This is a genomic window from Microbulbifer variabilis ATCC 700307 (assembly GCF_000380565.1).
GTDB lineage: Bacteria > Pseudomonadota > Gammaproteobacteria > Pseudomonadales > Cellvibrionaceae > Microbulbifer > Microbulbifer variabilis.
In genome coordinates this window covers 406,197-418,413 of the sequence record NZ_AQYJ01000029.1, presented here as the reverse complement: position 1 = coordinate 418,413, position 12,217 = coordinate 406,197, and the positions used below count along the sequence as shown (strand labels likewise).

Annotated in this window: 10 protein-coding genes; 7 read left to right on the top strand and 3 right to left on the bottom strand. The window is 47.2% G+C overall.

All coding sequences use genetic code 11. The annotated features are described in order from the left end of the window. Positions 1–42: 42 nt before the first annotated feature. On the top strand, positions 43–417 hold the full coding sequence (locus G367_RS0120630) for a SirB2 family protein (protein ID WP_020415066.1): 375 nt from the start codon (positions 43–45) through the stop codon (positions 415–417). A gap of 132 nt (positions 418–549) precedes the next feature. Here G367_RS0120630 and G367_RS24530 read toward each other — a convergent pair whose 3' ends face one another. Next, positions 550–981, bottom strand: coding sequence for a winged helix-turn-helix transcriptional regulator (locus G367_RS24530; protein WP_020415065.1), 432 nt, complete (start codon positions 979–981; stop codon positions 550–552). A 666-nt stretch (positions 982–1,647) separates the two neighbouring features. Between G367_RS24530 and G367_RS0120615 the strand changes: the two genes are divergently transcribed. Both G367_RS0120615 and G367_RS24525 read left to right on the top strand, forming a co-directional pair. After that, a complete protein-coding gene (locus G367_RS0120615) occupies positions 1,648–2,028 on the top strand; it encodes a tautomerase family protein (protein ID WP_020415063.1) in 381 nt (126 codons plus the stop codon). Positions 2,029–2,110: 82 nt separating this feature from the next. Further along, on the top strand, positions 2,111–4,147 hold the full coding sequence (locus tag G367_RS24525) for an acyl-CoA synthetase (protein ID WP_020415062.1): 2,037 nt from the start codon (positions 2,111–2,113) through the stop codon (positions 4,145–4,147). A gap of 202 nt (positions 4,148–4,349) precedes the next feature. Here the strand turns inward: G367_RS24525 and G367_RS0120605 are convergent, their stop codons facing one another. Together G367_RS0120605 and G367_RS0120600 are read right to left on the bottom strand one after the other, a co-directional pair. Further along, positions 4,350–5,822 carry an alanine/glycine:cation symporter family protein gene (locus G367_RS0120605; protein WP_020415061.1) on the bottom strand — a complete coding sequence of 491 codons (1,473 nt, stop codon included), beginning with the start codon at positions 5,820–5,822 and terminating at the stop codon, positions 4,350–4,352. 181 nt (positions 5,823–6,003) lie between these two features. Further along, positions 6,004–6,858 carry a beta-keto acid cleavage family enzyme gene (locus G367_RS0120600; protein WP_020415060.1) on the bottom strand — a complete coding sequence of 285 codons (855 nt, stop codon included), beginning with the start codon at positions 6,856–6,858 and terminating at the stop codon, positions 6,004–6,006. 286 nt (positions 6,859–7,144) lie between these two features. Between G367_RS0120600 and G367_RS0120595 the strand changes: the two genes are divergently transcribed. The 4 genes from G367_RS0120595 (at position 7,145) to G367_RS0120580 (ending at position 11,948) form a co-directional block, all read left to right on the top strand. Continuing rightward, positions 7,145–9,091: a S9 family peptidase gene (locus G367_RS0120595; RefSeq protein WP_020415059.1), complete on the top strand. Its 1,947-nt coding sequence runs from the start codon at positions 7,145–7,147 to the stop codon at positions 9,089–9,091. 38 nt (positions 9,092–9,129) lie between these two features. Further along, positions 9,130–9,630 (top strand): transcription elongation factor GreB, encoded by a 501-nt coding sequence (gene greB / locus G367_RS0120590; RefSeq protein WP_020415058.1) that lies wholly within the window; start codon positions 9,130–9,132, stop codon positions 9,628–9,630. A gap of 961 nt (positions 9,631–10,591) precedes the next feature. Then, positions 10,592–10,780, top strand: coding sequence for a carbon storage regulator CsrA (csrA, locus tag G367_RS0120585; protein ID WP_020415057.1), 189 nt, complete (start codon positions 10,592–10,594; stop codon positions 10,778–10,780). A 901-nt stretch (positions 10,781–11,681) separates the two neighbouring features. After that, on the top strand, positions 11,682–11,948 hold the full coding sequence (locus G367_RS0120580) for a hypothetical protein (RefSeq protein ID WP_020415056.1): 267 nt from the start codon (positions 11,682–11,684) through the stop codon (positions 11,946–11,948). Positions 11,949–12,217 lie beyond the last annotated feature (269 nt).

Below are 12,217 nucleotides of genomic sequence, written 5' to 3'. Positions count from 1 at the left end.
ACTTCCGGACATTACTCTCGGGAAAATGAAGTAGCCTTATCGATGGTTAGTTATACCCTGATAAAACATACCCATGTTTTTGCCGCAGTTCTGAGTATTACTCTCTTTCTACTACGTACCAGCCTGGATTTCAGCAGAAATACTGCATGGCGGCAAACTCCATTGCGCTGGATACCCCATGTGAATGACACTGTTCTGCTAAGTGCAGCTATCGCGCTGGTAGTTATCGGCAGCTGGAATCCGGCCATTTACCATTGGCTTGCAGTGAAAATAGCCTTGGTATTTGGTTATATAATCGCCGGTTTTTTTGCTTTAAAGCAGTCTTCTACGCAGCGTACCCGTATTATTGCGATTGTTCTGGCAGTAGTGCAGGCCGCTTTAATTTTCTATTTGGCAATAAACAAGCCTTCCCTCTAAATAATCTTTCCTGCCGGGTACACGTCTCCCGGCAGATAGCAATCTTGTAACCCCATGCTATGCAGTAGAAGCAGTGGCAATTATCAACCAGTTCAATCAGGTTACCCGCAACCGACCTGGCGAGAACAGCCCCTAGTACGTTAAGTCCAAGTCCAACAGGGAAACCGGCTCACCATCATTTCCAACCAAATCCACTGTCACAGGCTCCCCAGTCCTTTTATCAATGACACGGGCCCACCGTGTATCTGGCTTTTCAGACCAGCGGGCACTCCAGTCGATCAGAGAAACCAAAGTAGGAACCAGCGCAAAGCACTTCGGGGTTGCGTTATAGAGCATGCGGCGCGCTCCGGGTTTGATTGGGATCTTAACCAGAATGCCAGCTTCTTCCAGGGTATTTAATCTTTGGGTAAGAATATTTCTGGAAATTTGCAGGCTCTCCTGCAGTGAGTCAAACCGGTTCACCCCTCTCAGTACGTCGCGAACAATAAGCAGACTCCAGCGATCCCCAATTACAGAAAGCGCCTCTTCGATCGCACATTGAACAGCGGGTTTCTTCTCTCTCATAACAGTCCTGTAGTAGCCCAGGGCGCCATAGTCTCATAGGAAGTTTCATTACAAAACTCTCCCGAACCTCTCAATAGGCTCAGATATAACTAAAAGTTATTGCTTGATACGCTTTCACTATTAACAAATTAGTTGCATTTTAGAACTTATTGGAGCTTAATAAGTTCCATAATGCAACCTAATGGACAGATAATGCGATTCAAACCTATTGTTTTGTGCTCTTTTATCGAGGGGACCTTAACTAACCACGAAAAACAGAAGCTGGAGTTCACCATTAATCTGGCTTATCAGGATCATATGAACCCACGTGTAGCACCCAGGGTTGTATGGATGGAAGTGCCAGTTAATCAGGCATTTATGGAGGGTAAGCAATCGTCAGCGGCCACCTTTATGGCCCCCCTACCCGATGGAACTACCAATACTTTACGGCACTCATTTTTATACAGGCTGCTTGACCAGTGGTGTTCAGTAACAGGAAGAGATACATACGAGGTCGTCATTACAGCCCCGGACCATTCGCTCAGCAAAGAATTCCTAAGCACAAATCGCAAGCGCATGTCTCCGCTAAGGCAAATAGCATTTATTGGCAAGACACTAATACGCTTAGTGAAATCCAAAAGCGCCTCGGGGCAATTCAAAACACACATCAACTTATAGGAGATAAAAATGCCCCTATACACAATTTCCACTAAACGGCCACTATTGGACTCTGATCAACAGGCATTGGTATCCGCAATTACCGAAGCGCACTGCTCCATTACCGGCGCACCTGCACAATTCGTACAAGTTGTATTCAGCCGAGGCGTTCACCTGCGCTCAAGAAACATTGTCCATATCCTGGGTTCCATTCGCTCAGGCCGTAGCGATAAAATCAAGTCAGAGTTGGCCAGTGCCTTTGTTAACTCAGCTTCCCAGATTTTGTGCTGCCCCCGCTCTCGCTGCTCGGTAGACCTTATTGATGTTCCCGCAAGCTGGGTTATCGAGGGAGGCGCTGTGATGCCGGAGCCCGGGCAAGAGCAAGAGTGGCTTGCCCGACAACTGGGCTAGGTCTGAGCTGACTTTCACACACCCTAGAATAATGAATAACACAATGCTGCCAGGCGCTAGCCCGCAGACAGGGAGTCATACTATGTCCACCTCAACCTTGAAAGACATCGAGGCTCTGGAAGCCTACCTTGGAACAGACAAGCAACCAGAAGGCTATGATTTTACTCACCTTAAAGAGATCTCGGAAAAGTTTACTGGCAACACCTTTGATGCATTAATGGCATCCTGTGAACGCTACTCTCAGCAAACTGCAGTTTCTTTCTTTCTCACTGGGCATGATTATGAAAAACCGGTAAAAATCAGCTATCAAGTGCTGGCCGAGCGCATCATTCAAACAGCTAACTTATTTAGAAGTATTGGTATTGAAGAAACCGATACCGTAGCCTACATACTGCCAAACCTGCCCGAAACACACTATGTTTTATGGGGGGCAGAAGCATCAGCCAGAGTATTGGCAATCAATCCCTTGCTGGAAGCCAAACAGATAAAAGAGCTGTTGCAGCATAGCCAAGCAAAAGCAATTGTCACCCTGAGCCCTTTCCCCGGCACCGATCTTTTCGAAAAAATTGAGAGTATTTTGACCGACCTGCCGGGAGTTAAAAGCATTCTCCATGTAGATCCCGCCTATCACGCCCGCGGGTTTAAAGGTTTTGCAGCTAAAATCATACAATATCAATACCGCAGACAATTGCAGTCGCTGGAGGGAAAACAACGAATACAATTTCAAGCGGCCATAAAAAAACAGAATTCCAACCGTTTGAATTTCAAACGCAGCATTAATAGTGATGATATTGCCTCCCTTTTTTGTACCGGAGGTACAACAGGCTTACCCAAAATTGCAACACATACCCACGGTAATGAATTAGCCAACGCGAAAAGTATTAGCCTTGTCGCAGGCGATATTATGAATCCAGGAAAGGTGATTCTTTGCGGACTGCCGTTGTTTCATGTAAATGCAGCAATAGTGACTGGACTTGCAGCCTTTATCAATGGCTGTGAAGTTGTATTAATGACTCCCCAAGGCTACAGGGGAGAAGGTGTGTTTACCAATTTTTGGAGGATCATCGAGCTATATCGAGTGAACAGTTTTAGCGCTGTACCTACAGTTTATTCCGCCCTACTCCAACAGCCAGTAAACCAATGCGATATATCCTCCCTGCAGATGGCCCTGTGCGGTGCAGCCCCTATGCCCGTAGAAGTATTTAATGCTTTTGAGCGAATAACTGGTGTACAGATTGTCGAGGGGTATGGCTTAACGGAGGGCACCTGTGCCAGCAGCATCACTCCCCCATATGGAACCAAAAAGGTGGGTTCTATAGGGCTACGTTTACCGCAGCAAATGATGCAAAGTGCGCAGCTGGATGAACAAGGGAATTTCACCCGTTACAGCCGGACAAATGAAATCGGGAGCCTGATTATTTACGGTGACAATGTATTTAATGGGTATCTTAATCCTGAGCACAACAGAGGGATTTGGGTCCACGATGACCAGGGGCGCCGCTGGTTAAATACCGGAGACCTGGGCAGGCAGGATGAAGATGGGTACTTTTGGCTCACCGGCCGCAAGAAGGAATTAATTGTGCGCGGCGGGCATAATATTGAACCCAGGCTGATCGAAGAAATCCTTTGCCAGCACCCATCTGTTGCCATGGCGGCAGCGGTAGGTACTCCTGATGCTTATGCGGGAGAAATCCCCGTCGCCTATGTCATGTTATCCGATGATGCCGCCGATTCTCTCACAACCCAAGAGAATGAGATTGTAATGAATTCCTCTGCCCAAACCCTACTGGATGAAATTACCAGTTACGCCAGGGAGAACATTACTGAACGCGCAGCTATTCCAAAGAAAATTGTACTGCGCACAGCGCTCCCCACTACAGCAGTTGGCAAGATATTCAAACCTGCACTAGAGATGGAAGAAATACGCTTATGTGTTGAGGGTATTATCAGGCAGCTCAATCAGGATACAGATATTGTCACTGCTGATACTGAAGTAAAAGTAGAGCAGGATAAAACACTTGGAACTATTACCAGGGTCTCCACTCAGGGAAATTCAAATCTCCAGAACCATCTCTCTGAACAGCTCGCTCCTTATACATTTAAATACGAAATTGTCTAACATCCCAATAAAATGGAGGGACTTTCAATAGATAGCCCCTCTTTCCACTCACTAAAATAGAATTTAGAAATATTGGAATAGGGTTTTGCTTATCCAGTAAGAACTATCAATGATATTGAGCAAAATTAATTACTTTATTTTTTGTGGTTATTATCATTTCTACTGGATATAAATCTTTTACAGATGCTAATAATGTAAACTCTTATTTTCTATCCCACACCTCATGGTCAATCCCTTTAATATCATACTTGCTGGCATCAAAAACTGGCTCCTTAATTCCTCGATTTAATTGCTCTTCATAGTCCGCTAGAACTTTGAATGCAATGCCTGAAAGCAAAATAATAGCCAGGATATTTGTCGAAGCCATAAATCCCATTGACACATCAGCCATGCGCCAAAGCAAGGTAAAATTCTCGGCACTGCCGCTGAAAGAAACCCAGGCACCAAAGAGGATAAATATCAGGAAAACAATGCGATAACAGAATATAGAGGTGCGCGTGTGGTAAAGATAAAAAATATTGGTTTCACCATAATAGTAATTACCAATAATCGAAGTGAACGCAAAGAACAGCAGCGCAAAGGCAATAAATCCGCTTCCCCAGGAGCCCACCTCACTAGCTAACGAGTCCTGGGCCAGCTTTACTCCTTCGACATTCCCCACCATATAAACATCGGCAACCAGAATAATCGCCGCCGTACAGCTACAAATCACAATGGTATCCAGGAATACCGAAGCCATTTGCACATAACCCTGCACCAATGGATGCTTTACATCGGCGGCAGCACCAACATTTGGCGAAGACCCCAACCCGGCCTCATTGGCAAATAATCCGCGCTTAATACCATTGGAAACCACTGCCCCCAGTACACCTGCGCCAGCCTCAGTCAGTCCGAAAGCACTTTTCAAAATAGTGGCGAGTACTTTTGGTAACTCGGCAATATTGACGATCAAGATTGCCAGAGCCACCAACAGATAGGCGATCGCCATAAAGGGCACTACAATTCCCGCAAAGCTTGCGATAGAGCGTATACCACCAAACACAATAATCGCCGCAACCAAGGCCACCACAAACCCCACTAACAGCGGGTTAATTCCCCAGGCATCGTTGATTGCCTGGGCCATGGCATTTGACTGCACTGAGTTGAAAATAAAGCCGTAACACATCAACAGGAATATAGAAAAGGTGACTGATAACCACCTCCAGTTTGGCCCGAGCCCCTTTTCGATGTAGTACGCAGGCCCACCGCGGAACGTTCCCGGCTGCTCCCCTTTTTCCTTGTAAACCTGAGCAAGGGTATTTTCAACCATACTGGTCGCCATCCCCAGCCAGCCCACCATCCACATCCAGAATACGGCACCCGGCCCCCCAGCAGTAATGGCAACCGCAACGCCCGCAAGGCTCCCGGTACCAATACGGGCCGCAGCACTGGTGGCAAATGCCTGAAAAGCAGAAATTGAACCGGGATGCTCTTTATGGATACCGCGCACCATAACCTTCACCATATGGCCAAAGTGCCTGAACTGGATAAAGCGGGTACGAATGGAAAAGTAGAGGCCGGCCGGCAATAAGGCCATGATCAAAATTCCCAACCACCAAATGCCGGCAACTCCCCCCCATAGAAACAGGTTGGCCCAGTCAATCACCCTGATTAATTGGTCCAGAAGCGCTTGCATCCACCACTCCCTTTGACGGCTTACTTTTTATTCACCCATGGTACCGGCGACACCCAGGCTGGTAATAAGCCTAGCAGTCCCCAGGCAGATTGATTTTCAGCAGGAGTCAAAGGAATAAAGAGGAAGGGCCTGCCGCAGCATAAAATTCATCCGCCACGGCATCACCATAAATAGGAAGGTCTTAACAGAAAATTTCCCGCGCTCGCTCTGGAGATACCACTTTACGGCCACGCTCCTCCGCAATAACAGCCAGCGCCTCAATCAGCTGGCCATTACCGCTAGTACGCTCCCCTCCAGGCAGGTAAAAGGTATCTTCCACCCCTGAGCGCAGGTTCCCGCCCAGCTCCGCTGTTTTGCGATGCACGGGCCAGATTTCCTCACGCCCGATCACCGTACTCTGCCACAGGCTATTTGGCTTCATATATTTCGGCATAAGCTCCAGCAGTTCCGGGTCTGCGGGCATTCCCGAAGCCACCCCCATCACCAGATTGTAATTGGGCTTATCCACCATACCTACATCTGCATACATGCCCACCGAGCGCACAATACCGAGATCAAAACACTCAAACTCTGGCCGGGTACCTGTCTCACGGCAAACTTCCAGTAGCTCCTCCACCTTGTCTACCGGGTTATCAAAAACCATGGGCGGCCAGGCCCAGGTGCCATTAGAGCGCGCCTTCAGATAATTCAGGCTGCCAGCATTACAGGCAGCAATTTCCGGTTTGCCGGCGCGTACACACTCCAATGGGCCTCGCTGGTCCCTGCCTATAGTGCCAGTGGAAAAATTTAAAATAACACCGGGACACTTTTCGCGAATCGCATCGGCTATTTCCAATGCCACTTGCGGGTCCCAGCTGGGCAGATGCCCCTTACCCGGCTCCTGGGCACGAAAATGTACATGCATAACCGAAGCACCGGCATCAAAGGCTTCCCGCGCAGAGATTGCCATTTCCTTTGGGGTAACCGGAACCGGGTGCTGCTGGGGGTTGGTGAGCACCCCTGTCAGGGCGCAAGTAATTACAACTTCATCAGACATCGCAGGCTCTCCTGAATTATCTTTATTTGGGCCGCGGTCAACCTGGCAAGTCGAAGGATCTATTCAAAATCCATTGATTGCCTTTCTCGAAGTATCTGCACCGTCACCAGGTACAAGATCTTCAAGGCAGTATCCCTAAAAATCAGTTGATCATTGTTATTGATCACACCAAGCGCTTGCTTGGTTATTGCAGCCTATCACAGGCATCTGCCCTTAGAAAGGCACCTTGTGCCCTCTTTACAGGGCCGGCAGAATGCAAGAAACCAAATAAGGAAATAACTAACCAATGAGCGAGGTCCCCATGACAATTACCGCCCCCTATGGCAGCTGGAAATCTGCAATCAGCGCTGAACTTCTTGTAGAGGGCAGTGTGCGCCTAGGGGAAGCCACTCTGGTAGATGGGCGCTATTACTGGCTGGAGTCGCGACCATTAGAGAAAGGCCGCAATGTCCTGGTGCAATACTGCCCAAAAGATGGCCGCAAGGACCTCACTCCCGCCCCTGTGAGTGTGCGCTCCAAAGCCCACGAATACGGTGGCGGCAGCTACCTGGTGAGTAGGGATACGCTCTACTTTGTGTTAGCGGAAGACCAGCGTATCTACCGCATGAAACTCGACAGCACCCTGCCCGAAGCCATTACTCCAGAAAATAGCTCGCGCTACGCAGACTTAATTCTGGATAAAAAAAGAAACCGCCTGATCTGTATCGAGGAAGACGACAGCGGCCACGAGCAAGGCGCTGAAGCGCGTGCTCGTATCATTGCGATCGACCTGCAAAAACCACTGGATACAACTCCCGAAGTATTACAGGAAGGTGCTGATTTTTATTCAAACCCGACCCTGAATGCCGACGGCAGCAAGCTGAGCTTCCTGCGCTGGCATCACCCCAACCTCCCCTGGGATGCCACCGAACTGTGCCTTGCCGACTTGAATACACAAGGGGTAGTTACCGGAGTCACGCAAGTGGCCGGCGGGCAGAACGAATCCATATTTCAACCGCAATGGTCCCCACAGGGGGAGCTGGTTTATGTTTCTGACCGCAACAACTGGTGGAACCTGTACCAGCTGGGGCAAGAAACTCCCCTGTGGGAAAAAAATGCAGAATTCGCCACACCCCAATGGGTATTCGGCATGTCTACCTACGGTTTTATCAGCGAGGAAGAAATTCTGTGTACTTACACAGAGAACGGCCGCTGGTATCTGGCCACCCTGAATACCCGCACCGGTGAGCACCACACTATCGAACAGCCCTATTGCGATATTGAAAGCCTGCACTGTGAAGATGGAAAAGCCATTATGATTGCCGCTGGCACCGACAGTTTTCCAGCGGTTGTCACTTTTGACTCGGCTATGCGCACTTTAGAACCTATAGCTAGCAGTAACAGCCGTACCTTACCAACCAATCTCTTCTCCAACGCCCAGGCAATTACCTTTACGGTAAACGACCGCGACGTCCATGGCTTTTACTATCCTCCACACAACCCCAGCTACTCAGCCCCCGAAGGCGATAAGCCCCCACTGATTGTATTTAGCCATGGCGGCCCCACAGGTGCCACTTCAGCAGGCCTCAACTTAAAAGTGCAATATTGGACCAGCCGCGGCTTTGCCATTCTGGATGTAAACTATTCCGGCAGCACAGGATATGGGCGTGAATATCGAGATCGCCTCACCGATAAATGGGGAATTTATGATGTCGAGGACGTCTGTGCAGGTGCCGAGTACCTGGTTGACCGAGGTCTGGCAGATCCTGAACGGCTGTTAATTAAAGGCGGCAGTGCTGGCGGTTATACAGTACTCGCCGCACTCACCTATCACGACACCTTTAAGGCCGGCGCCAGCCATTATGGCATCGGTGAATTGAGCAGCCTTGCCAAAGACACACACAAATTTGAATCCCGCTACCTGGATAAACTGGTGGGCCCCTGGCCATCTGCCGAGCATATTTATTATGAGCGCTCTCCCATCAATCATGTGGAGCAGCTAAGCTGCCCGGTAATCTTCTTTCAGGGAATGGAAGATAAGGTAGTACCGCCCAACCAGGCAGAAACCATGGTAAAAGCCCTCAAAGAGCGTGGCATTCCCGTTTCTTATATCACCTTCACCAATGAAGGACACGGATTCAGGAGTGGCGACAGCATCAAGATGGCACTTGAAGGCGAACTCGAGTTCTATAGTCGTATATTCAAGTTCCCGTTAGCAGAAGCCGGCCCAGGAATCACCATTGAAAACCTTTAACAGCGTATCCCTACAGTTAAGAGGCATCCAGTAAACCTATGGGAAGATGGAGACCGCCGCGTCCGCGCGGCTCCCGCTATATCACCGCAGAGGGCGCGCAGCGAATGCGCGCCGAAGTAAAACACCTCTGGGAGGAAGAACGGCCCAGGGTCACCCAGGCTGTCAGTGACGCAGCCAAGTTAGGGGACCGCTCCGAAAACGCAGATTATATCTATGGCAAGAAACGACTGCGTGAAATCGACAGCCGCGTGCGCTTTCTCACTAAACGCCTGGAGGAAATCACCGTAGTAGATCGGGTACCAGAAGATAAAGAAAAAGTATTTTTTGGGGCCTGGGTGACGCTTGAGGATGAGGACGGCGAAGCTGTTAGCTATCGAATCGTCGGCCCAGATGAGTTTGATGTGAAAGCAGGCCTGATCTCAATGGACTCCCCAGTTGCACGCAGCCTACTGGGGCGAAAGCTCGACGATGAGATAGAAATTCGTCAAGGAGAAGAATGGCAGACTTACTATATCACTGAAATCCGTTACGAAGAGTAACGCTTCTACATATTTGTTGAGGAGGGAAAGTAAGTGCCACTGGCCACCTATCCCTTCCCTTTTATTCCTGCCCACTCACTGTCTATAAAAAAATACATCAAGCTCTATTTCAGTCCAAATTAAAAAATAAACCACCCTATTCCTGAATTTATAAACGGCCTTCTACTCCTCACACACCTGTCTACGCCGGGACACCCCCAAAAAGGCTAACCCCACCAGAAACAATAAACCCAAAGTAAACCGGGGATAAGCCTACAATAAGCAGTTATCGGACTGCCCTGAAGGCTCCACCTACTTCTCCATAACTTCTCCGAACACTTTTCCCTGAATTTCATCTCACCAATCAGTGAGCACCTGGAAAAGCGGAGGGATTATTCAATTTATAAGATGAGAACCGGTACGGAAAGCCACCTAAATCAATCAAGAATAAAAATACATCCAAGTATAAACAGGCAAATATAGGCACGAAAATAATCTTATTGGATTTTATTAAGTTTGTTTTAGTGTCAAAGCTGCGTAGAATTGGTGGATATTTATCAGGATTTAGGCGCTTATTTAGCAAACCTCTGTGGGCAATAATCTAAAAAGCCTCAGAGAGTCAGAAGCCTTAAGATTTTCCTAGAAACCCCACCCTTCAAAGGAGAACGCTAGCGTGATGTAAGAGTAAGTAAAAGGCGCTGACCCAAGGTGCGTCAACACCTGGGGCCAGCTGACCAAATTGATAACGCAACTATCAAAATGGCTGAATGGATAATACGCTAGAAACCCACTCGTCTTCAATAAAGTGGAGAACATTCAGTAGCTTGGAGCGATTCCCCAGGCTCTGGGAGCGTTGCGCCCGCCTTTTCTTCTTCTGCGCCTACCGTTCTCGTGCACCACCCCGCATTTCCTTCACACATTACTTTTAAGCCTTTCCACCATGGAAAGCCTGCCTATGGTTTAAGTTCAATAGGAAATGACCATGTTAATTTTAACCCGCCGAATTGGCGAAAATATCAGAATTGGAACAAAAGTCTCGATCACAGTATTTGAAGTAAAGGGTGATCAGGTAAAGGTAGGAGTGGATGCTCCCAAATCCATTTCCGTTCACCGCGAAGAAATTTATCTGCGGATCAAAAAGAAACGGATAGTGACAAATAGAAATCGCTGAGAATCAGCTGGTCTATATGCAGTTTAAAAAAGTTTATCGCCCATTAGGGCGATACGGAGATCATATATACTGGTCTTTCGGGAGAGCATTGTAAGTCTCCGCTTTTACTTTCTATCAAACACTAGGTGCCTAGGATTTTTCTGAGAAATCCCCGCATAGAATTCAGTGTTTAAATCTTTCAGCACCAATAATTGCCGCGACTAAAAAATTTATCCGAGATATTCATATTGGTAAAGTATCGGTTTTTTTTCAAGAGATCGTGCCCCTTCTGACCCGATGACAAGATCTAATTAAACCCCAACCAATTTCCGAAAAAGAAACCCTTGAAATACTATAACATCAGCATGGGCCAAAATTATTAGCACCTATCATGCGGTAGTTACTGATCTTTTAGAGTAAGGAATTCCCAAGATACGCAACAATTTTAATAGCAAACTCTCTATTAACTATTACAGAACCTGCCAGCACTCTTAATAAAGAACATATTTTGGTCTATACAATTGCCAAAAAATACAATATAGCCCTTATGAAACTCACCAAAATATTAAACAGTGTTAGTATAATCACATGATCTCATAGCCTCACAGGCAACCCTAAATCTACGCAACAATAAGAATCAGGCCGGCCTGAGGGTTGTGAAAAATTAAAAGAAAAAACTACTTTTATGGGCTGAAGGTTAATAGACACCCCGCTAAATAAAAAAATTCATTTAACCAGTTCACATTTGAAGCCAAATTATTGCTGCGCAGGCCTATACTTGACCAGTAAGTCTCATTATTAAATATGCTATGATTGCCGTCAGGTGAACAATACCGCGGGTATATCGATACCTTTATTGGCACCTCAATAAGCAACAATAAGACTATTTACAATTCAAATTTGTTTGGTGAGGAACTTTCTTTTGAGTAACCAAATCTCCCTTGCTGGTAAACCCAGCCAGAACAGTAAGTTACCTCAATGGATTAGCTGTCAAGACTGTCTTCCTACAGCGGAAAATGCCACAAATCGTGGGTTAGTCAGGGTAATTTGGAAAGTTGCCACAGAGTCAGAGGGCGCCACCCTTATTGCCTGGGAAGTAGGAATGGACCATTACGAAAATGCGCACCAGTACTTAGGTTGGATGCCGATTGAAACTATCGAAGAGAAGGTGCCTTCAGGTTCAAGCTAAAACAAGCTTATTAAAGTTTATACAAATAGTGCAATTACCAAGCAAATATATGTGGTTATTTTTTATACTGGCTGGAAGAAAGATATCAGCCGACTTATTCTCAATTTACTCTCCAGGCGCCTGAGTTGTTGTTTTTTAATCTTTAACTATTGCTTTACCGTTGTGGTCAAACTAATTAAGCAGAGTGCCGATACTCTGCTTATGTCAACTGATGGTGCAGAGGCCAGAACAGTCAAAGCGCTTTTAGATCGCAATAAATTACTTCCGTA